Origin of the sequence: Ideonella sp., assembly GCF_035254525.1 — a bacterium.
Lineage (GTDB): Bacteria > Pseudomonadota > Gammaproteobacteria > Burkholderiales > Burkholderiaceae_C > Ideonella.
In genome coordinates this window covers 35,863-57,514 of the sequence record NZ_DATFAN010000174.1, presented here as the reverse complement: position 1 = coordinate 57,514, position 21,652 = coordinate 35,863, and the positions used below count along the sequence as shown (strand labels likewise).

Below are 21,652 nucleotides of genomic sequence, written 5' to 3'. Positions count from 1 at the left end.
TGGCGTCGAGGGCGCGCAGAAGGTCGGCATGGAGAAGTTCAAGGCCGACTTCAAGAAGAAGTTCGGTGCCGATGTGCAGATCTACGCCCCGTACGTCTATGACGCGACGATGGTGATGGTCGATGCGATGGTCAAGGCCGGTTCGGCCGAACCGGCCAAGTACCTGCCGGTGCTCGCCAAGACCAGCGGCTACAAGGGCGTGACCGGCACCATCGCCTTCGACGAGAAGGGCGACATCAAGAACGGTGCGCTGACCCTGTTCACCTACAAGGGTGGCAACCGCGAACAGATCGCCGTCGTGCGCTGATCGTCGGCTCGATCACCCAGCAAGAGGCCCCGCGACGCGGGGCCTTTTTTCGTGCCTGCGCAGCGCCGTGCCTCTCAGCGCTGCTTGAACGTCGACGAGATCGCATCCATCCAGTCGCGCTTGACCACCCACTCCTTGCCCTGCGGGTAGACCACCGAGAACTCGTTGGGATTGCCGGCGCCGCGATAGGTCCACCAGGTGAACCCGATGCGGTTGGCGACCATCGCTTGCATCATCTCCTTCACGCCGCGGCGATCCGGGTCGTCCCGCGAGCGCACGCCGATCTGCTGCACGAACACGGGCACCTGGTGCCGCGAACGGAAGTCCACCAGCTGCTTGACGCGCTCGCGGTAGTCGGCCAGGCTGGCCTCGTCGGTGCCGCGGGCCTTGGCGTGCAGGAACAGGTTGCCGGTGTAGACCACGTCCTTCCAGGCCGGGTCGTAGACCTCGTCCATCGCCTTGGTCTGGTAGTGTCGCCCACCGATCAGGAAGGGCACGCCGGGCGCGACCTCGCGGATGGTGCCCATCAACTCGGCATAGAACGCCTTGATCTCGGCGGGCGATACGCCAGGCGGGTTCAACTCCGGCAATGGCTCGAACATGCCCAGGTAGGGCGTGTCCTTGTAGCGGTTGGCCACGAAGCGCCAGATGGCGACGAACTTCTTGCGCATCGGCGGATCGGTCCAGAAATTGTGACCGTTGTTGCCGTACTGGTCACTCGGATCGCAGTAGCGCCGCCCGTCCGGCTGCGTGCCGTTCTGCCCGCAGTCGGAATCGATGAACAGCACGATCCACAGTTTGGCGCTCGAGGCCGACCGGATCGCTTCGTCAAGACGCTGCAAGTTGGCGGGTGCGATGCCGGCCGTGGCGGTGGCCGCGTCGTCGCGGCTGTCGACATTCTTGGTGCGGTACTTGCCCCACCAGCGCAGCGGGATGCGGACGACGTTGGCGCCCTGGGCGACGTTTTCCGCGGCGTCCTGGGGCAGGATCTGCTCCCAGTGACCCCAGTTCCACCCACGCAGGATGATGGGCTGGCCACTGGGATCGATGATGTCCGGCCCGCGCAGCGTCAGGCGCGGTGGCGCGGCCAGGGCGGGCCGGCTGACGGACAGGCCAAGCGGCAGGCCGAGCAGCGGCAGCCTCAGCATCGATCGGCGGGTGGACATGGTGGCTTCCTTTCGCGCTCCCCCACGGCGGCAATCTGCATGCCTCCAGCAGGCCAGAGCGCGTCGTGTCAGCGTTCGCTCGTGCCGAAGCGCTCCCAAAGGTCCATTGATTCGGACTTGGCCTGCTCTTCCATCAGGTCGATGCCGCCCAATACCTGCGTCATCGCCTCGAGCAGCATTTGGCTCACGTCGTCGCCGCCGGCCATGGCTTGGCTCGCAGCGCGCGCCTGGAGTTGGCCGGCCACGATGGTGGCTGCCGCGTTGAGAAGAGCGTCCTGGCTGAATTTCACTCACGTCCCCTTGCGCCAACCGTTGGCGACGCGATCGTAAGTGAGATCGTGCCGTCCCGGTAGAGGGCAAGCATCCCAAACGAGGGGAACAGGGCCCGCCTCGGCGATCTGCCGTTTCGTATCATGCGTGGCATGGGCCATTCGCAACGTTTCTGTGTGATCGCCCAGGCACGCACGGGCTCGGAATACCTGACCACGCGCCTGAACGAACATCCCGAGATCGCCTGTCACCGCGAGCTGTTCAACCGGCACACCGTGTACTCGGCGCTGACCGGCGAATTCAAGGCGCGGCTGCCCAGCATCGAGGAGCGCGATGCGCAACCGCTCGTCGCGCTCGAGCAGGTGGCGGCGCTGTCGGACCAGGCCTTCCCGGCAAAGCGCCTGTTCGGTTTCAAGCTGTTCCTCAAGCACCACCCGGATGTGCGCCAGCACGTCCGCGCCGACCCGCGCTACCGGCTCATCGTGCTGGAGCGCGGCAACAAGCTCGCGCAGTTCGTCTCGACGCAGACGGCGCGCACGACGGGGCAGTGGACTGCCTTGGCCACCAAGGGTGGTGAGCCAAAGGTTACCGGCAAGGGCGGCGCCGCTGCGGACGCAGCGCCCGCAGCCATCGAGGTCGACATCGACCACCTGGCCCGCTTCGTCGAGCTCTCGACGAAGCGCTACGCAAATTTCAACCAGCGCATTGCGGGCCGCGCCGGCGTGATGCATCTGCAAAGCGAAACCTTGGACGAGCGCTTCGTCGAGGTGCTCGAATTCCTGGGTGTGGACGTCAGCCCCGAGCTGCGGATCGTGCGCCTGCGCCAGAACCCCACCCCGCTGGCGACGCGCGTCAGCAACTGGGAGGCCGTCGTTGCCTGGCTCGACCGCCACGGCCACGCCGATTGGACCGCGGGCTGATCGCCTCTCAGCTCTGTTGACCAGCGGGCGGAATCGCCGCCGGATCCATCCAGAATATTCCCCACATGTGCCCAGCGGGGTCGGCGAGGTCGCGGGTGTGCATGAAGCCAAGCTCCTCGACCGGGTTCACATCGGCCTGCCCATGTCTGAGGGCCGGGCGTCTCTACGCGTAGGGAGGTTCCACCAGGACGACGATCCTGCACCGCCCGAGTCGACAGCTGGGGACCGTCGGCTCCGACGAACCGCCTCTCGACCCGCACTCGGACTGAGCTGCTCGAGTGCCCGCTCATGGCCGGGAGTCCATCTTTTGCCGGTCTGACCAGCTTCGCCATATCAGTGAGGCAAGCGGTGCGAATCGGCCTTACTGTGGTATCCGCCCCCAAGTCGAGGAAATTGCCTCTGCGAGGGCGGCGAACAGTCGACCTGCCCGTGTATCCTTGCGCCGATTCTGGTCTTACCAATATCGGCTCCAGAGCCCGCCCCGGAGTGGCACATGAATGACAAGGCAGTCTGCAAGATCGTCATCGTCGGCGGCGGCACGCGTCGTGGATCCTCACGAAGCTGCGCGGCACCCGCGGCTTCGCGCAGGCGATGAGCTACTGGACTCATAGCGACCTCTTCGAGGAGCCAGGCCCACCCGATCGGCCCTTCCATGGCGGATTCGGCCTGATGACCCGTGAGGGCGTCCGCAAGCCGGCCTGGTTCGATGCGCACACCGCCTACTTCGAGATGGGCTCGCCCAAGCAATGGCACCTGCCGATGCGCAGCAACGATGTCGTGCTGGTCACGCTGGAACCCGCCCTCAACTAGACCTCCGTCTGCCAGAAGAACATGCACCCACTTATCCGCCGTGCCTGCGCCTTGCTCGCGCTGCTGACCTTCGCATTGCCGGCGCTGGCCGCCAGCCGGGAGCGCCTGTCGCTCGACACGGGCTGGCTCTTCCACCTCGGCGAGGTCCCGGCGCCGCCCGTCAAGGGCCACGGCATGAGCTACCACAATGGCAAGGCCAATGGCGCCTGGGGGGCCGCCTCGGCCGACTTCGACGACTCGGGTTGGCGGCGCCTGGATCTGCCGCATGACTGGGCCGTCGAAGGCCCGTTCGATCGCAACGAGAACGCCTCGCAGGGCTACCGCCCGCGCGGCATCGGCTGGTACCGGCGCTACCTGAAGCTGGACGAGTCCGACCGTGGCCGCCACCTCGAGCTGCAGTTCGACGCGATCGCCACCCACAGCACGGTGTGGGTGAACGGGGTCGTCGTCAACCACAACTGGTCGGGCTACAACGGCCGCTCGATCGACATCACGCCGTTCGTGCGGTATGGCGATGACCCCAACACGATCGCCGTGCGGGTCGACGCCAACGCGATGGAAGGCTGGTGGTACGAGGGCGCCGGCATCTACCGCCACACCTGGCTGGTCAAGCGCGATGCGCTGCACATCGCCACCGACGGCCTGCATGCCAATCCGGTGAAGCAGGACGGCCGCTGGACGCTGCCGGTCGAGGTGACGCTGGAAAGCAGCGCGAAGGCCGCTCGCAGCGCGGTGATCGACGTGACGGTGTTCGACCCGGCAGGCACCGAGGTCGCCAAGGGCAGCCTGCGAGCACAGGTCGGCGCCTTGGATTCGGCCGTCGCTCGCACGAGCCTCGAAGTGCGCAGGCCCAAGCTCTGGTCGCTGAATGATCCCCAGCTGTACCGCGTTCGCGCGGTGCTGCGCGAGGGCACGAACGAACTCGACCGCACGGAAGTGCAGACCGGCTTTCGCACCATCCGCTTCGATGCGGACAAGGGCTTCTTCCTCAACGACGAGGGGCTGAAGCTGTACGGCGTGTGCGTCCACCAGGACCATGCCGGGGTGGGCGTGGCCGTGCCGGAGTCGATCTGGGAGTTCCGCTTGCGCCGCCTGAAGGAGATGGGCGTCAACGCGATCCGCTTCGCGCACAACGCTCCGGCGGCCGAAGTGCTGGACATGGCCGACCGGATGGGCCTGCTCGTCATGGACGAGAACCGCAACTTCAACCCCTCGCCCGACTATCTCCAGCAGCTCACCTGGCTGGTGCGGCGCGACCGCAACCACCCGAGCGTGATCCTGTGGTCGATCTTCAACGAGGAGCCGCTGCAGAGCACCGAGGCCGGCTACGAGATGGCGCGCCGCATGGTCGCGGCCATCAGGAAGCTCGATGCCACGCGCCCGGTGACGGGGGCCATGCACGGCGGCCTGATGGCCGGCCTGAACGCGTCCGATGCGCTCGACGTCGTGGGCGTGAACTACCAGATCGGCACCTACGACGCCTACCACCGCGCGTATCCGAAGCGGCCGATGACGAGCACGGAGGACACCTCGGCCTTCATGACGCGCGGCGCGTTCGTGAGCGACCGCGCGGCGCAAGTCCTGGCCAGCTACGACGAGGAGCCGTCCTCGTGGGGCAACACCCACCGCGACGCCTGGCGTGCCATCGCCCAGCGGCCATTCATCGCCGGTTCGTTCATCTGGACCGGCATCGACTACCGCGGCGAACCGACGCCGTTCGAATGGCCCAGCGCCAGCTCATTTTTCGGCGCGATGGACCTGGCCGCGTTCCCCAAGACCGCGTTCTGGATCCACCAGGCCCAGTGGACGAAGCTGAAGGACCGCCCGGTCGTCAAGCTGGTGCCGCACTGGAACTGGCCGGGGCGCGAGGGTCAGCCGGTGCACGTGATGGTGGCGAGCAATGCGCCGCGCGTGCGGCTGCTGCTCAACGGCGCGATCGTCGGCGAGCAGGACGTCGATCCGTTCGAGATGGCGCACTTCCAGGTGCCCTATGCGCCGGGCCGCATCGAGGCGGTCGCCCTGCAGGCCGGCAAGGAGCTGGCACGCGACACCGTCGAGACGAGCGGGGCGCCCGCGCGGCTGTTGCTCATGCCGGATCGCACCGCACTCGCGGGCGACGGGCTCGACGCGGTGCCGGTGACGGTGAGCGCGGTCGATGCGCAAGGCCGACCGGTGCCCACCTCGAACCTGCGCGTGAGCTTCGAGGCGCAAGGCGAGGGCGCGATCATCGGCGTCGGCAACGGCGACCCGAACTCGCACGAGGCGGACAAGGCCAGCGAGCGCAGCCTGTTCAACGGCCTGGCGCAGGTGATCGTGCAGAGCCGTCGCAACGGCCGCGGCGTGCTGAAGCTGCGCGCCTCGGCGCAGGGCGTGCAAGGCGCTGAAACGGTGATTGCCCTGCAGGCCGCCAGCGCGCCGCCGAGCGTGCCGACCGCCGAGCCCACGACGCCGCTGCTGAGCTGGCGCGTCTCGCCCGCCTTTGCCCAGCGGCCCGACCCCAACGTCAAGCTGGCCGAGACCGACATGAACTCCTGGGGTTGGGACGAGCCGCCGATCCGCCGCGGGCCGGAAGCCGAGCTCTTCCGCCTGTACCGCACCGGGTTCTCCGTGCGCGCTGACCGCAACGACGGCCGCGGACGCCTGGCCTTCGGCGCCATCGCCGGCAAGGCCGAGGTCTGGGTCGACGGCGTCAAGCTCGGCGAGAAGGCGACGACCGATGCCGCACCGTTCGCGGTCCTGCTGCCCAAGGGGGCGGCGCGGCGCGAGGTCACCGTGCTGGTGGAGGCGCAGCGGGGCCAGCCGTCGGGCATTCTGGGCCGTGTTGTCGTCGAGGCGGCGGCCCAGTGAGCAAGGGCCCATGGATCGCCGCGGTGGCCATCGCGTTGGCCGGCGCGGGCTGGATGTACTCACGATCGTCGGCGAGCGTGCCTTCGACGGCCGTGCCCCTTTCCGCGCCCGAGGCGCTGCCGCAGGCGGCCGAGCCGAGCGCGGCGCCGACGCCGGTCTCACCCCCATCTGCGGCAGCTTCGGCATCGGCCGCATCGGCCATGCCACCCCCAGGGCCGTTCGGCAACGACTCCGCGGCCGACCTGCTGCGCAAGGTCCAGCTGGGGTTCGGCAGTGGCAGCGCGCAGGAGGCGCAGAAGGCGGCCAACGTGCTGCAGTTCTGTGCTCACGCGGCGAAGGCGGCCGAAGCCATGCAGGTCACGCGCGACATCATCTCGCTCGTGCCGGAGTCCATCAGGAAATTCCTCGACTCGTTCGGCGGCATCACCAACGAACAAGTCGACCGCGCGCAAAGCGACGCGCGACGCTGCCAGGTCTTCGACGACTCCACGCTGGCCCGCCGGGGCGAGCTGTTCCAGAAGGCCTACGAAGGCGGTGCGCCCGGTGCGGCGATGTCCTACCTGACCTGGCTCACCCACGACGGCAAGGCCGAGGCCGATCCGGCGATGGTCGACAAGCTGCAGGCCGAGGTGCGCCAGCTGGCCCAGGCCGGGGACCTTGGCGCGCTGACGTCGTACGCGTTCATGGTGGACTCGCAGGCTTACGGCACGAGCCGCACCGAGCGGGAGGCCTACAAGGAAGCCTGGCTGTGCATCGTCGGCGAAGGCAACCCCGGCAGCGCCGCATCGAGCCGGGAGCTCATCGCCAAGCTGGAGCGGTTTTCCAAGCTTCCGCCATTGACCCCAGAACAGCAGCGTGAGGCGGAGGCCTTGGCGCAGCAGGTCTACGACGCCTACCATCGGCGCTCGAACAAGAAAGAGTGAGGGAGAAGCCATGACGGAAAGCATGAACGCCCGCGCGCGCCCGGCAGGGCGCCTTCGACGCGCCTGGCGCTCGTGGTGGGTCCGCATCGGGCTGCTGGCGGTGTTCGCCGCCGCCGGCGCCGCCGCCTGGAGCGCTTTCGCGCCACGCACCCCGCCAGCGCCTCCGCCCACCGGCGAGGCCGCGGCCGCCGACATCACGCAGACAGTGCTGGCCGCCGGCGTGCTGCAGCCGCGCACGAAAGTGGATGTCGGCGCCCAGGTGAGCGGCCAGGTGCAGAAGATCCACGTCCAGCTCGGCCAGCAGGTGAAGAAGGGCGAGCTGCTGGTCAGCCTGGACCCGGCGCTCGCCGAAAGCGATGTGGCCCAGGCCGACGCCGCCGTGGCGCAACAGGCGGCGCTGATCGACAGCACGCGCGCCAGCTTAGGCCTGGCACGCCGCGAGGCCGAGCGCCAGCACCGCCTGCTCGGCGGCGAGGCCACGGCCGCCGCCGAAGCCGAGCGCGCCGACACCGAGCTCGCCCGGCTCGAGGCCGACCTGCGCGGCCAGACGGCCACCTTGAACCGGCTGCAGGCCGAGCTCGTGCAGCGCAGGCTGCGACTGGGCTACACCGCCATCACGGCACCCATCGGCGGCACGGTGGTGAACCTGCCGGTGCAGGAGGGCCAGACCGTCATCGCGATCCAGGTGACGCCGGTGATGGTCACGCTGGCCGACCTCGACGAGATCACCGTGCGGGCGCGCGTGCCCGAGGCCGACATCGGCCAGGTTCGCCCGGGGCAGAAGGCGAGCTTCGTCACCCTGGCCGGCGAGGCCCAGCGCCACGAGGGCCGCGTGCGGGTGATCCAGCCGATTCCCGAACGCGCGGGCAACGCGGTCTTCTACAACGTGCTGTTCGAGGTGCCCAACCGCGAGCGCCGGCTGCTGTCCGACATGACGGTGCAGGTGAGCATCGAGACCGGCCGGGCCGACAAGGTGCTGGCCATCCCGATGGTGGCGCTGGGCGCGCGCGGCGACGACGGCCGCTACGCCGTGCAGGTGCTGGGCCGGGACGGCAAGCCCGAGCCGCGCAGCATCCGCACCGGCCTGCAGGACGGCGCGAAGGTGCAGGTCTCCGAGGGCCTGAAGGCCGGCGACAAGGTGCTGCTTGCGCCGCCGCCGGCCGACGCTGCCTCCGCCGCGGCCGCCGCCGCTTCGTCGGTCTGACGCGGTGGCGCTGATCGAGCTTGCCGGAGTCGGCCGGCACTACCGGCTGGGCGACATCGACGTGCTGGCGCTCGATGGCGTGGACCTGGCCATCGAGGCGGGCGAATTCGTGGCCATCATGGGCCAGTCCGGCTCGGGCAAGAGCACCTTGATGAACCTGCTCGGCTGCCTGGACGTGCCCACCGCCGGCCGCCTGGCGATCGACGGCCGCGATGCCGGTGCGCTGTCGCCCGACGAGCTCGCCGCGCTGCGCCGCGAGCGCTTCGGCTTCATCTTCCAGCGCTACCACCTGCTGCCGCACCTGGACGCGCGCGCCAACGCGGGGCTGCCTGCCGTGTACGCCGGCGTGGCCGCCGGAGCGCGCCATGAGCGCGCCCAGGCGCTGCTGCAGCGCCTGGGGCTCGGGACGCGGCTGCACCACAAGCCCAACGAACTGAGCGGCGGCCAGCAGCAGCGGGTGTCCATCGCCCGCGCGCTGATGAACGGCGGCCAGATCATCCTCGCCGACGAGCCCACCGGTGCCCTGGATTCGCAGTCGGGGGCCGAGCTGCTGGCGTTGCTGGCCGAGCTGCACCGCCGCGGCCACACCATCATCCTCGTCACCCACGATGCCACGGTGGCGGCGCACGCCCGGCGCATCATCGAGCTGCGCGACGGGCGCGTCGTGCGCGACAGCGGCACGCCGGCTGGTCACCACCCCGCCGCGCCGTCGGCGGAGGACGCCGCTCCGGCCAGCGGCGGCTGGTGGCAGCGGCTGCGCGGGCAGTGGCACGAAGCGCTGCAGTCGGCGCTGCAGGCGCTGCTGGGCAACCGGCTGCGCTCGGTGCTGTCGATGCTGGGCATCAGCATCGGCATCGCCGCCGTGGTCAGCATCGTGGCGCTGACCAGCGCGGCGCGTGGCAGCGTCGAGCGCGACGTGGGCGCCTTCATGCAGGGCCGCATCCTCGTCTACCGTGGCAACCCGGCGCTGCCGCCGGGCACGGTGCCGCGGCCCTTCCTGCCGTCCGAGCTGGCCGCGGTGCGGGCGCTGCCCGGCGTGCGGGGCGTCACCTTCGAACGCGAGGCGCAGATGACGGCGCGCCATGCCAGCCGCGACAGCATGGTGAGCGTGCTCGGCACCGAGGCCCACACGCTGGCGATGCGCAAGCTCAAGGTGGTGCAGGGGCGCGAGCTGACGCAGCGCGACTTCGATTCGCGCGCCCAGGTGGCGCTGATCGACGACAAGGCGCGCGACCACTTGTTCCGGCCGGGCGAGGTGGTGATCGGGCGCACGCTGCTCGTGGCGCCTCAGGTCCAGCCGGCTGGCATGGGCGCCGCCGCTCCGGAAGGGGTGGCCCTGCCGGTCACGATCGTCGGCGTGGTGGCCGACAGCGGCGGCTTCGCCCAGTTCGGCTCCTGGCTGGGCCGCGTCTTCGTGCCGCACACCACCTTCGCGCAGAAGCTGGACCTGCGCATCGATGCCGACAACTTCAACGTGCTGCTCGACGTCACCGTGCCGCCGGACGAACTGCGAAAGCAGATCTCCTACCGTTTGAGGGCCCTGCACGGCGCTGAGGACTTCGGCATCTGGAGCGCGGACGAGGACTTCCGCAAGTTCCAGCAGGTGACCGGCGTCATGTCGCTGCTGTTCGCCGGCGTGGGCGCGATCTCGCTGCTCGTGGGCGGCGTGGGGGTGATGAACATCATGCTGGTCTCGGTGAGCGAGCGCACGCGCGAGATCGGCATCCGCATGGCGGTGGGCGCGCGACAGGCCGACGTGCGCCTGCAGTTCCTGGTCGAGGCGGTGCTGCTGTGCTGCCTCGGCGGCGTGGCGGGGGTCCTGTTGAGCTGGCTCGCGGCGCAGGTGCTGAACCGGGTGCAGAGCGGGTTGCAGGTCGAGGTGAGCGGGGGCGCGCTGCTCGTCGCCTTCGGGGTGTCGAGCGTCGTCGGCCTGGTCTTCGGCACGCTGCCGGCCAGGCGGGCGGCGGCCCTGAGCCCCGTCGATGCGCTGGCGAGGGAGTAAGGTGATGACGATGAGCAAGCGGCTGCGCCGCGGGACCTGGGCGATGGCGGCGTTGCTGGCTGGCTGCGCCTTGCCGACGTCACCGGACGACGCGCCGGTCATGGCCGCGCCTGCGGCCTGGGCGACGCTGCAAGCCACACCAACCTCCGGGCAGTGGGTCGGGCCGACCGACGCGGCCCTGGAACGGCTGCAGGAGCGCGCGCTGGCGGTCAACCGGGACATCGCGCAGGCACTGCTGCGTTGGCAGGCGGCGCAGCGACAGGATCGGATGGCCGGGCTGGCGCGCCAGCCCACGCCCGCGCTGGACGCCGCCGCCGGGGCCACCCGCGCGCTCGACGGCGACGCCCCGCTGCAGCGTTCGGTGTCGGTGAACCTCGGTGCCAGCTACGAGGTCGACTTGTGGCAGCGCCTTGCTCACGCGCAGCAGGCGGCCTCGGCGCAGGCGCGTGCCGCCGAGGCGGACTGGGCCGCCGCGCGTGTGCTGGTGCGCGCGCGCGTGGCCGAGGCCTGGTGGACGCTGGCCGTGACCACCGCCCAGGCGCCCGGCCTGGCGCTGCAGATCGACGGCGCCGAGCAGGCGGTGGCGCTGACACGGCTGCGGGTGCGGGAAGGCAAGCTGCTGCCGATCGAGATCGACAAGGCCGCCGCCACGCTGCAGGGCTTGCGCCTGCAGGCGGCGCAGCAGGCCGAGCTGGCCACGCGGCAGCGATTGCAGCTCGGCCTGTTGCTCGCGGACCCGGCATTCGTGCCGCCGCCAGCACCGGCGCTGCCTTCGCAGCCGCCGGCCGACTGGCGCGCCAGCGAATCGCCCGAGCAGGTGCTCGCCCGTCGTCCCGACGTGCAACAGGCGCGGGCCGCGCTCGATGCCGCGCTCCAGCGGCTGCGCGGCGCCGAGGCGGCGCGTTATCCGCAGCTGAGGTTCGACCTGGCCCTGGGCACCGGCGGCACGCGCTGGAGCGAGTGGCTGGAACACCCCTTGGCCCGGTTGGGCAGCACCTTGCTCGTTCCGATGATCGACTGGCGGCGCCTCGACCTGCAGCGCCTGGACGCGCAGGGCGAACACGAAGTCGCGGCCCTGGCGCTGCGCGACGCCATGCATCGCGCGCTGGTCGAGATCGAGCAACTCGCCGCCGAGCAGGCGAGGCTGCAGGAGGAAGAAGCGGCGCAGGCCCGCCGTCTGGCCGAGGCCCGCACGGGCGAGCGCCTGGCCGAGTTGCGCCTGGCCGTGGGCGCCATCAGCCGGCTGGATTGGCTGCAGGCGCGCAACGCGCGCCTGGCGGCTGAGCAGGACACCCAGCAGCTCGGCCTGCGCCGAGTGCTGAATGCCGTGGCGCTGCAGCGGGCGCTGGTGGCTGGCTGAGGCCCGTCTCAGGCCTGCCGCACACGATGCACGGCAGGCCCTCGGCGCTGTTTCAGCGGGTGCCGACCATCACGCCGCGGCAGCCCGTGCCGAGGTAGACCCGGCCGTAGAGCTGCCGGTCGCCGGCCAGCGTATTGACACCGCCGAACTCGTGCGCGTCGTCGGTGATGCGCACCCAGTTCGCGCCCTGGTCGTCCGAGCGCCAGATGCCGTTGATCCCATCGACGACGCCGGCCACGAAGAGGGCCGGGTAGGTGGCGCCCGGCGCAGGCGCGCCGAAGCTGACGGCGGCGGCCAATTGCACGCTGGGCAGCTTCTGCGCCGGCGCGCCCGCGCCGTCGATGTGGTACAGGCCATTGGGCGTGCCCAGCCACAAGTCGCGCGCCTTGCCGCCCGGGATGGACACCAGCGAGTTCTGCGAGCCCCAGGATGGCAGGACCTCGAGGCCGCCCAGGCTGACGCTGAAGCTGCGGCCGCCGTCGACGCTCTCGAGCAGGTTGCCCGTGTTGAAGTCGTAGGCGTAGTAGAGGCCGTCGACCGCGCGATCGGCGACCGGGCGCACGAAGGTGCCGGAGAAGAAGCTGCCGACTGTCGGGTAGCCGGTGGAGGGGGTCCAGCTGGCGCCACCGTCGGTCGAGTAGTGGGCCGACTGGCCGCCCGGGACCCACACCATCGAGCTGCCGCGGGCCGACACCGCGATCGAGCCGCCGTCATTGGTGGTGACCGGCGAGCTCGGCATGTGCGACCAGGTCACCCCGTTGTCGCTCGAGATGTAGGCGCCGAAGCCGCTGGTGGCCGTGCGCACCACCAGGTTGGAGTTGTGCTCCGCGGTGTCGATGTCGAGGTTGGTGACGTTGGGCTCGGCGAAGTAGCCCTGGGTGCTCTTGAAGTTCTTCGCGTAGCGCACGCCGCCCACGTCGCCTTGCGTGGCGAGCACGCTCGCCCCGCGGCGCGGCGAGATGATGCGGGTGATGCAGGTCTCTTCCAGGCCGTTGACCGCGAAGTTCCACTGCGGCGTGTCGGCGGCGAGGGTGCCGCTCTCCCAGAGGCCGTAGCCGGTGTTGTACATGACGTGGCCGGGATCGAACGGGTCGATGTCGATGTCGGTCATCCAATGACCGAGGTGGCCCTGCAGGTCGCCGCCGGAGTAGGCGGTCAGCCAGCTGTAGCCGCTGTCGTTCATCGTGCTCTTGGTGCGCAAGGGCTCCCAGGAGGCTCCGCCGTTGTTCGAACGATAGACCTCGTCGCCGGGCCACCAGCGGTTCAGCGAGGTGGCGACGATCACGTTGGGATCGGTGGCGCTGACGCTGACGCCGCCGTAGCCGAAGTAGGTGCCGGGCTCGGGGGAGATGTCCGACCAGGACAGCGTCGGCGGTGCCAACTTCCACACGCCGCCCGACGAGACGCCGTTGGGGCCGAAGAAGTTGGAGTAGGTCAGCAGCAGGTTGCGGTTGGCGTCCAGCGCGCCTTGCAGCGGCATCAGGCCGGCCGGGCCGCCCGGCACGGCGGTCCAGGTGGCGCCGGCGTCGGTGGAGCGGTAGAGGCTCGCCTCGGTCGTGGTGGCCACGCCGGCGTACAGCGTCTTGGTGGGCTGGCCCTTTTTGCCAGCCGGGTCGAAGAGCACGAAGTTCACGCTGCTCGGGCCGAAGGAAGTGACCTTGGCCCAGGTCGCGCCGCCGTCGATGGACTTGTACAGGCCGTCCTGGTTGGTGCCGAGGAACAGGATGGAGCCGTTGTTCGGGTCGACGACCAGCCGCTCGCCGGTGCCGCGGCCGTCGGAGTTGCCGCCGAGGTTGATGGGCAGGTCGGTGCGCACCCAGGTCCGGCCGCGGTCGGACGAGCGGAAGATCGCCGCCGGATGGCCCCACCAGGGCAGGTACATGCCGCCGGCGGCGTAGACCTTGCTCGGGTCGCGCGGATCGACCGCGACCGACACCACGCCGGTCAGTTGCGAGTCGGGCCGGATGATGTGGTCCATGAGCGGCGTCCACTTGGTCGAGCCCGGGTCACGCCGGTAAAGGCCGCCCACATCGGTGCGGGCGTAGGCCAGGCCTTGCACCTTGGGATGGAAAAGGGTGCCGGTGACGAAGCCGCCGCCACCCCAGGCTGCGTTCTTCCATGCATAGGTTTCACTTGTCGCCGCGGCGACGGGCCCGCCCACGGTGCACAGGCCTGCGACGAGGCTGGCGATGAGGGTCAGGCGTTGGCTTGCTTTCACGCAATGTCTCCTACTGTTGCTGTCATGAATGCCGGTTCCACCCGGCCGGAAAGAAGGGCCGCGTGCTGCCCTGGCCAGGCCGGTGCGTCAGCGACCACTGTGGATGTCGAAGCTCACTTCGCGCCGATGTAGGCGGTCTTCACCGTCGTGTAGAACTCGGCGGCGTAGCGCCCCTGCTCGCGTGGTCCGTAACTCGAGCCCTTGCGGCCGCCGAAGGGGACGTGAAAATCCACGCCCGCGGTGGGCAGGTTCACCATCACCATGCCCACCTTCGCGTGGCGCTTGAAGTGCGCGGCATGCTTCAGGCTCGTCGTGCACACGCCGGCGCACAGGCCGAAGGGCGTGTCGTTGGCCAGGGCCAGCGCGTGCTCCGCATCGCGGGCGCGGATCACGCAGGCCACCGGACCGAAGATCTCCTCGCGGGCGATGCGGTGCTGCGGGTCGGCGATGAACAGCGCCGGGCTCATGTAGTAGCCCTTGGTGTCGCGCTTCAGGCGCTCGCCGCCGGTCAGCAGCTCGGCGCCTTCGCGGCGGCCGATCTCCACGTACGACAGGTCCTGCTCCAACTGGTCGTGGCTCACCACCGGGCCGATGTCGGTGCCTCGCTTCAGGGCGTTGTCCACCACCAGGGCCTGCGTGCGCTCGCGCAGGGCGTTGACGAAGCGGTCGAAGATGCCGGGTGTCACGATCAGCCGGCTGGATGCGGTGCAACGCTGGCCGGTGGAGAAGAACGCGCCCTGCACCGCACAATCGACGGCCTGTTCGACGTCAGCGTCGTGCAGCACCACCAGCGGATTCTTGCCGCCCATCTCGAGCTGCACCCGGGCCTGGCGCGCGGCGGTGGCCTTGAGGATGCCCCGGCCCACGCCCACCGACCCGGTGAAGCTGATCGCATCGACCAGGGGGCTGTCCACCAGGGTCTGGCCGACCAGCCGGCCGCTGCCCATCACCAGGTTGAACACGCCCGCCGGCAGGCCCGACCGGCTGATGATGTCGGCCAGGGCGTTGGCGCAGGCAGGCACCAGCTCGGCCGGCTTGAACACCACCGTGTTGCCATAGGCCAGGGCTGGCGCGATCTTCCAGGCGGGAATGGCGAGCGGAAAGTTCCACGGCGCGATCAGCCCCACCACGCCCACCGGCTCGCGGGTGACCTCGACCTCCACACCGGGCCGGACCGAGGCGAGCTTCTCGCCGGGGATGCGCAGGGCCTCGCCGGCGAAGAACTTGAAGATCTGCCCGGCGCGTGTGGTCTCGCCGATGCCTTCGGCCAGCGTCTTGCCCTCCTCGCGGGCCAGCAGCCGGCCGAGCTCTTCCTTGCGGGCGAGGATTTCGCTGCCGATCGCATCCAGCACGTCGAAGCGGCGCTGCGGCGTGCTGAGGGCCCATTCGTCGCGCGCATCGGCGGCGGCCCGGATCGCGCGTTCGGCCTGCGCGGCATCGGCGCGGGCGAACTCGGCCACCGTTTCGGACAGGTCGGACGGGTTCTCGCGCGTGCCTAGGGTGACGCCGGTTTCCCAGCGCCCGTTGATGTAGTGCTTGAGCGTGGCCATGGTCTGCAGGGCTGTCACATGGCGCGGGATGGTACGAACCAGACTGATAACTGACCAATGGATTCTCTGGCCCCATCCATATACGATCTTGGATATCTCCAGCGCGTTCAGCCCGCCATGTCAGTTCCGTATACCCACTGGTTCATCCGCGCCCGCCTGAAGACGCGTCAACTGCTGCTGCTGGTGGCGATGGATGAGGAGGGCAACATCCACCGGGCGGCACAGGTGCTCAACATGTCGCAGCCGGCAGCGTCGAAGCTGCTGAAGGACCTGGAGGATGCCCTGGGCGCACAGCTGTTCGAGCGCCTCCCGCGGGGCGTGCGGCCGACCTGGTACGGAGAAACCATGATCCGCCACGCCCGCATGGCGCTGGCCAGCCTCTCGCAAGCTCATGATGAGATCGAGGCGCTGAAGAGCGGTCGCTTCGGCCAGGTGAGCGTGGGGGCGATCACGACGCCGGGCATGACGTTGATGCCCGCCGCCATCGCACTGGTGAAGCAGGAGCATCCCAGTCTGCGCGTCGCCGTGCAGATCGAAACCAGCGACGTGCTGATGGAGCGGTTGCAGCAGGGCAAGCTCGACATGATGGTCGGACGCCTGTTCGAGACGCACGACAAGACCGCGCTGCGCTACCAGCCGCTGGTGGAGGAGCCCGCGTCCGCGGTGGCTCGGCCCGGGCACCCGCTCCTGGCGATGCCCAAGCTCTGCCTGCGCGACCTGGTCAGCGCAGGCTGGATCGTGCCGCCGGCGGGCAGCGTCCTGCGACACCGCTTCGAGCTGATGTTCCGGGAGGAGGGCCTGGAGCCCCCGGTCAATCTGATCGAGACTGCCGCGCTGCTGTTCACCACGCGGATGCTGCAGCAGAGCGACCTGCTGGCGGTGCTGGCCGCTGACGTGGGGCGCTACTACGCGGAGCACGGCATGGCGGCGGTTCTGCCCATCCAGCTGCCTTGCAAGATGGACGCGTATGGCCTGATCACGCGCAGCGACCGGCTGCTGTCACCTGCCGGCAGGGCGATGCTGGAGGCGCTGCGAAAGGCGGCCCTCAGCGTCAACGGGGTAGCGTTGGAAGCCAGCCCCTGAGCGCCGTCGAGTTCAGCCGCCGTCGATCTTGGACACGGCCGCCTGGCGGGTGAACTGATCCAGGTACGTCCAGACGGGGTCGTGCTTGCGCGCCGGGGCAGGAAGCTGGGCAGAAAAGCAGAACGGGCCTTGAAGGCCCGTATTTCCTAGGTCTCTGGCGGAGGGAGCGGGATTCGAACCCGCGGTGGGCTGTTAACCCACACACGCTTTCCAGGCGTGCGACTTAAACCACTCATCCATCCCTCCGCGGGGACAGCCGAGCATTCTAGCCCAGCAATTCCGCGGCTCAGCGCGCGACGCCGGGGTGGGTGGTGGGGCTGCGCATCAGCGCCATCGCGCTGCCCACGAGTGCCGAGACCTCGCTCATGTTCCCCGGCACGATCATCGTGTTGTTCTTCTGCGCGAGCTGGGCGAAGGCTTCGACCGCCTTTTCGGCGACCTTCAGTTGCACCGCCTGCTCGCCGCCTGGCTGCTGAATGGCCGCGGCCACCTGGCGGATCGCACTGGCGGTGGCCTCGGCCACGGCAATGATGGCTGCGGCCTCGCCCTGCGCCTTGTTGATCTCGGCCTGCTTGGCGCCTTCCGAGCGGGCGATGAAGGCCTCTCGCTCGCCGGTGGCGATGTTGATCTGCTCCTGGCGCCGGCCTTCGGACGCCGCGATCAGTGCGCGCTTCTCGCGCTCGGCTGTGATCTGCGCCTGCATCGAGTGCAGGATGGCGGCGGGCGGCGTCAGGTCCTTGATCTCGTAGCGCAGCACCTTCACGCCCCAGTTGAGGGCGGCCTCGTCGAGCGCGGCGACGACCGAGCTGTTGATGATCTCGCGCTCCTCGAAGGTGCGGTCCAGTTCCATCTTGCCGATCACGCTGCGCAGCGTCGTCTGCGCGAGCTGGGTGATCGCGACGATGTAGTTCGACGAGCCATAGCTCGCACGCATCGGATCGGTCACCTGGAAATAAAGGATGCCGTCGACGGTGAGCTGGGTGTTGTCCTTGGTGATGCAGATCTGGCTCGGCACGTCGAGCGGAATCTCCTTGAGCGAGTGGCGATAGGCCAGGCGGTCGACGAAGGGCACCAGGAAGTTCAGCCCCGGTGCCAGCGTGGCGTGGTAGCGGCCCAGCCGTTCGACGACCCAGGCGTTCTGTTGCGGCACGACCTTGACCGCGCGCACGATGAACAGCGCGGCAATGGCAAAGAGAATCAGGGCAACGATTTCCATCGGGTTCTTCCGTTTGTTGTGGTGGTTGTCGTGATGATGGGGTGGTGATCAGCGCACCGCGCGATCGAGTACGAGTTGCAGGCCTTCGACGGCGACGATGACATGCTCACCGGGGGCAGGCGCGCCGCTGCCGCCGAAGCGGGCGTTCCAGGCCGCGCCGCGGTAATGCACCGTGGCCTGGCGATCGTCGCCCCAGGCGTCGACCTGCACGCGCGAACCCACGTCCATGTTCACGTCGGGGTTCTCGGCAGCACGCGGTGCGGCAGGGTGTGCCAGGCGGCGGCGGCGCCAGAAGGTCACGGCGGCGCCACCCACTGCGGCCGCGGCCACGAGCTGGCCGGGAAAGGGCAGACCGGCATGGGCAGCCAGTGCCCCGGCCGCCGTGCCAATGCCCAGCATCAGCAGGTAGAAAGTGCCGCTGGTCAGCTCCAGCACCACCAGCAGCCCGGTGGCGACCCACCAGGCCGTGGATTGATCCCACGTCATCTCCGTCTCCTTCCTTCGGCCCTACACTTCGCGCTTTCCATTTTCAGCCCGCCCGAAGAGGGGCCGACGCCATGCAGCGCTTTTCTTTTCCCGTCGTGATCATCGATGAGGACTTCCGTTCCGAGAACACCTCGGGCCTGGGCATTCGCGCGCTGGCTGAGGCGATCCAGAAGGAAGGGTTCGAAGTGACCGGTGTGACGAGCTACGGCGACCTGTCGCAGTTCGCGCAGCAGCAAAGCCGCGCCAGCGCGTTCATCCTGTCGATCGACGACGAGGAGTTCACGCCTGGGCCCGAGCTGGACCCGGCGGTGCTGAACCTGCGCAAGTTCATCAGCGAGATCCGTTTTCGCAACGCCGAGATTCCGATCTACCTGTACGGTGAGACGCGCACCTCGCAGCACATCCCGAACGACATCCTGCGCGAGCTGCACGGTTTCATCCATATGTTCGAGGACACGCCGGAGTTCGTTGCGCGCCACATCATCCGCGAAGCCAAGAGCTACCTCGATTCGCTCGCGCCGCCGTTCTTCCGTGCGCTGATGCACTACGCACAGGATGGCTCCTACTCGTGGCACTGCCCGGGCCACTCCGGCGGCGTGGCCTTCCTGAAGAGCCCGATCGGCCGCATGTTCCACCAGTTCTTCGGCGAGAACATGCTGCGCGCCGACGTCTGCAACGCGGTGGAGGAGCTCGGCCAGCTGCTCGACCACACCGGCCCGGTGGCCGCGAGCGAGAAGAACGCGGCGCGCATCTTCAACGCCGACCACTGCTTCTTCGTCACCAACGGCACCTCGACCAGCAACAAGATGGTCTGGCACCACAACGTCGCGCCTGGCGACGTGGTGCTGGTCGACCGCAATTGCCACAAGTCCATCCTGCACTCGATCATCATGACCGGGGCGGTGCCGGTGTTCCTGACGCCCACGCGCAACCACTACGGCATCATCGGCCCGATCCCCGAGAGCGAGTTCAGCAAGGCTTCGATCCAGAAGAAGATCGCCAAGCACCCGCTGCTGCAGGGTGTCGACCCGAAGACTGTCCGCCCGAAGATCCTGACCGTCACGCAGAGCACCTACGACGGCGTGCTCTACAACACCGAGACGATCAAGAACACGCTCGACGGCTGGGTCGACACGCTGCACTTCGACGAGGCCTGGCTGCCGCACGCCGCCTTCCACAAGTTCTACGGCACCTACCACGCGATGGGCAAGGGCCGGGTCCGGCCGAAGGAAGCGATGGTCTACGCGACCCAGTCCACGCACAAGCTGCTGGCCGGCATCAGCCAGGCCTCGCAGGTGCTGGTGCAGGATTCGCAGACGGTGCAGCTCGATCGCGACCTCTTCAACGAGGCGTATCTGATGCACACGTCGACCTCGCCGCAGTACGCGATCATCGCCTCGTGCGATGTCGCCGCCGCGATGATGGAGCCGCCGGGCGGCACCGCGCTGGTGGAGGAGAGCATCCTCGAAGCGCTGGATTTCCGCCGTGCGATGCGCAAGGTCGCCAAGGACTACGGCCGCGATTGGTGGTTCAAGGTCTGGGGCCCGGACAAGCTGGCCACCGCGGGCATCGGCAAGCCCGAGGACTGGGTTCTCAAGGCCAACGAGAAGTGGCACGGCTTCGGCAACCTCGCGGCCGGCTTCAACATGCTCGACCCGATCAAGTCGACCATCATCACGCCGGGGCTCGATGTGTCGGGCAAGTTCGCCGAGACCGGCATCCCGGCCTCGATCGTCACCAAGTACCTGGCCGAGCATGGCGTGGTGGTGGAGAAGACGGGCCTGTACTCGTTCTTCATCATGTTCACCATCGGCATTACCAAGGGCCGCTGGAACACGCTGCTCACGGCATTGCAGCAGTTCAAGGACGACTACGACAGGAACCAGCCGCTGTGGCGCATCCTGCCGGAGTTCTGCGCGGCGCACCCGCGCTACGAGCGCATGGGCCTCAAGGACCTGTGCCAGGGCATCCACGCGATGTACGCCAAGGGCGACATCGCGCGGCTGACCACCGAGATGTACCTGTCGGACCTGCACCCGGCGATGAACCCCAGCGAGGCCTTCGCGAACATCGCGCGCCGGCGCATCGAGCGGGTCGAGGTCGACAAGCTGGAAGGGCGCATCACGACCTCGCTGCTGACCCCGTACCCGCCGGGCATCCCGCTGCTGATCCCGGGCGAGCGTTTCAACAAGAAGATCGTCGACTACCTGCGCTTCACCCGCGCCTTCAACAAGGCCTACCCGGGCTTCGACACCGACGTGCACGGCCTCGTCGGCGTGGAGGTCGAAGGCGGCGACAAGCGCTACTACGTCGATTGCGTGAGAGACTGAGGCCCCCACGCCCCCTTCCGGGGGCTGCCCCCCGAGGGGGCTCGCGCAGCGGACCGGCAAAGCCGGATCCGCGCACGCCACTTGAATGGGGCGGCGCTGCGCGCGCCCCGCACCCGTCAGGTCGGCACGTCGCCGATCATGACATGGCTGAAGCCGCCGTCGACGTACGTGATTTCGCTGGTCACGCCGGCGGCCAGGTCGGACAGCAGGAAGGCGGCCACATTGCCGACGTCCTCGATCGTCACGTTGCGGCGCAGCGGGGCGTTCTTCGAGAAGACCTCCAGCAGCTTGCCGAAGCCCTTGATGCCGGAGGCTGCCAGGGTCTTGATCGGGCCGGCGGAGATGCCGTTGACGCGGATGCCCTTGGGGCCCAGGTTGGCCGCCAGGTAGCGCACGCTGGCCTCGAGCGAGGCCTTGGCCAGGCCCATCGTGTTGTACGCCGGCACGGCGCGCACGGCGCCGAGGTAGCTCAGCGTCAGCAGCGCGGCATTGGGGCGCAGGCTGGGCAGCGCCGCCTTGGCCAGCGCCGGGAAGCTGTAGGCCGAGATGTCGTGCGCAATGCGGAAGTTCTCGCGTGTCAGCCCGTCGAGAAACTCGCCGGCGATGGCCTCGCGCGGCGCGAAGCCGATCGAGTGGACGAACCCGTCAAAACCTTCGGGCCAGGCGGTCTTCAGGTCGGTGAACAGCCGTTCGATGGCGGCATCGTCCCCGACGTCGCAGTCGAACACGAGGTTCGAACCGAACTCGGCGGCGAACTCGGTGATCCTATCCTTGAAGCGCTCACCCACGTAGCTGAACGCCAGCTCAGCGCCTTCGCGGCGGCAAGCCTGGGCGATGCCATAGGCGATGGAGCGGTTTGACAACAGGCCGGTGATCAGAAGGCGCTTGCCGGCGAGGAATCCCATGCAGTCTCCGAAGGGGTTGGAATGGGGCTGGATTCTCGCACTTCTTTCTCTCGCG

At 68.9% G+C, this 21,652-nt stretch carries 17 protein-coding genes and 1 tRNA gene; 10 read left to right on the top strand and 8 right to left on the bottom strand.

The genetic code is table 11. The features are described 5' to 3' along the window. On the top strand, positions 1-307 hold a 307-nt coding region (locus VJ693_RS18515; RefSeq protein ID WP_324156543.1), incomplete at its 5' end, for an ABC transporter substrate-binding protein. A 74-nt stretch (positions 308-381) separates the two neighbouring features. Here the strand turns inward: VJ693_RS18515 and VJ693_RS18510 are convergent. Both VJ693_RS18510 and VJ693_RS18505 read right to left on the bottom strand, forming a co-directional pair. Further along, positions 382-1,473, bottom strand: a complete 1,092-nt coding sequence (locus VJ693_RS18510) for a glycoside hydrolase family 5 protein (protein WP_324156541.1) — start codon at positions 1,471-1,473, stop codon at positions 382-384. A gap of 68 nt (positions 1,474-1,541) precedes the next feature. Then, complete coding sequence (locus VJ693_RS18505; RefSeq protein WP_324156539.1) at positions 1,542-1,763, bottom strand: hypothetical protein; 222 nt, start codon at positions 1,761-1,763, stop codon at positions 1,542-1,544. 132 nt (positions 1,764-1,895) lie between these two features. Here VJ693_RS18505 and VJ693_RS18500 point away from each other — a divergent pair, with 132 nt between their 5' ends. The 7 genes from VJ693_RS18500 to VJ693_RS18470 all read left to right on the top strand — a co-directional run bounded on the left by VJ693_RS18500 (position 1,896) and on the right by VJ693_RS18470 (position 11,809). Then, positions 1,896-2,663, top strand: a complete 768-nt coding sequence (locus VJ693_RS18500) for a hypothetical protein (protein WP_324156538.1) — start codon at positions 1,896-1,898, stop codon at positions 2,661-2,663. Between the two features lie 510 nt (positions 2,664-3,173). After that, positions 3,174-3,473, top strand: a complete 300-nt coding sequence (locus VJ693_RS18495; protein ID WP_324156548.1) for a GH39 family glycosyl hydrolase — start codon at positions 3,174-3,176, stop codon at positions 3,471-3,473. A gap of 21 nt (positions 3,474-3,494) precedes the next feature. Beyond that, the gene (galA, locus tag VJ693_RS18490; RefSeq protein ID WP_324156536.1) at positions 3,495-6,320 is read left to right on the top strand and encodes a beta-galactosidase GalA; all 2,826 of its coding nucleotides are present in this window, start codon (positions 3,495-3,497) and stop codon (positions 6,318-6,320) included. Then, the gene (locus tag VJ693_RS18485; RefSeq protein ID WP_324156534.1) at positions 6,317-7,243 is read left to right on the top strand and encodes a hypothetical protein; all 927 of its coding nucleotides are present in this window, start codon (positions 6,317-6,319) and stop codon (positions 7,241-7,243) included. The genes galA and VJ693_RS18485 overlap by 4 nt, the downstream gene beginning before the upstream one ends. A 10-nt stretch (positions 7,244-7,253) precedes the next feature. After that, the gene (locus tag VJ693_RS18480; RefSeq protein WP_324156533.1) at positions 7,254-8,447 is read left to right on the top strand and encodes an efflux RND transporter periplasmic adaptor subunit; all 1,194 of its coding nucleotides are present in this window, start codon (positions 7,254-7,256) and stop codon (positions 8,445-8,447) included. A gap of 4 nt (positions 8,448-8,451) precedes the next feature. Then, positions 8,452-10,449: an ATP-binding cassette domain-containing protein gene (locus VJ693_RS18475; protein WP_324156531.1), complete on the top strand. Its 1,998-nt coding sequence runs from the start codon at positions 8,452-8,454 to the stop codon at positions 10,447-10,449. Positions 10,450-10,453: 4 nt separating this feature from the next. Next, positions 10,454-11,809 (top strand): TolC family protein, encoded by a 1,356-nt coding sequence (locus VJ693_RS18470; RefSeq protein ID WP_324156529.1) that lies wholly within the window; start codon positions 10,454-10,456, stop codon positions 11,807-11,809. A gap of 52 nt (positions 11,810-11,861) precedes the next feature. Here VJ693_RS18470 and VJ693_RS18465 read toward each other — a convergent pair whose 3' ends face one another. Beyond that, positions 11,862-14,027 carry a sialidase family protein gene (locus VJ693_RS18465; protein ID WP_324156527.1) on the bottom strand — a complete coding sequence of 722 codons (2,166 nt, stop codon included), beginning with the start codon at positions 14,025-14,027 and terminating at the stop codon, positions 11,862-11,864. 113 nt (positions 14,028-14,140) lie between these two features. Further along, positions 14,141-15,577: an aldehyde dehydrogenase family protein gene (locus VJ693_RS18460; protein ID WP_324156526.1), complete on the bottom strand. Its 1,437-nt coding sequence runs from the start codon at positions 15,575-15,577 to the stop codon at positions 14,141-14,143. A gap of 117 nt (positions 15,578-15,694) precedes the next feature. Here VJ693_RS18460 and VJ693_RS18455 point away from each other — a divergent pair, with 117 nt between their 5' ends. Further along, positions 15,695-16,660: a LysR family transcriptional regulator gene (locus tag VJ693_RS18455; RefSeq protein ID WP_324156546.1), complete on the top strand. Its 966-nt coding sequence runs from the start codon at positions 15,695-15,697 to the stop codon at positions 16,658-16,660. Between the two features lie 155 nt (positions 16,661-16,815). On the opposite strand, the gene VJ693_RS18450 is transcribed toward VJ693_RS18455, so the two are convergent. From VJ693_RS18450 to VJ693_RS18440, 3 genes are all read right to left on the bottom strand, one after another. After that, positions 16,816-16,906 (bottom strand) — tRNA-Ser (locus VJ693_RS18450). A gap of 40 nt (positions 16,907-16,946) precedes the next feature. Continuing rightward, entirely contained in the window at positions 16,947-17,876 is a 930-nt protein-coding gene (locus VJ693_RS18445) for a stomatin-like protein (protein WP_324156524.1), read from the bottom strand. A gap of 48 nt (positions 17,877-17,924) precedes the next feature. Continuing rightward, the gene (locus VJ693_RS18440; RefSeq protein ID WP_324156522.1) at positions 17,925-18,362 is read right to left on the bottom strand and encodes an NfeD family protein; all 438 of its coding nucleotides are present in this window, start codon (positions 18,360-18,362) and stop codon (positions 17,925-17,927) included. Between the two features lie 71 nt (positions 18,363-18,433). Between VJ693_RS18440 and VJ693_RS18435 the strand changes: the two genes are divergently transcribed. Continuing rightward, the gene (locus tag VJ693_RS18435) at positions 18,434-20,692 is read left to right on the top strand and encodes an arginine/lysine/ornithine decarboxylase (RefSeq protein ID WP_324156521.1); all 2,259 of its coding nucleotides are present in this window, start codon (positions 18,434-18,436) and stop codon (positions 20,690-20,692) included. A 116-nt stretch (positions 20,693-20,808) separates the two neighbouring features. Here VJ693_RS18435 and fabI read toward each other — a convergent pair whose 3' ends face one another. Then, positions 20,809-21,597, bottom strand: a complete 789-nt coding sequence (gene fabI / locus VJ693_RS18430; RefSeq protein ID WP_324156519.1) for an enoyl-ACP reductase FabI — start codon at positions 21,595-21,597, stop codon at positions 20,809-20,811. Between the last annotated feature and the right edge of the window lie 55 nt (positions 21,598-21,652).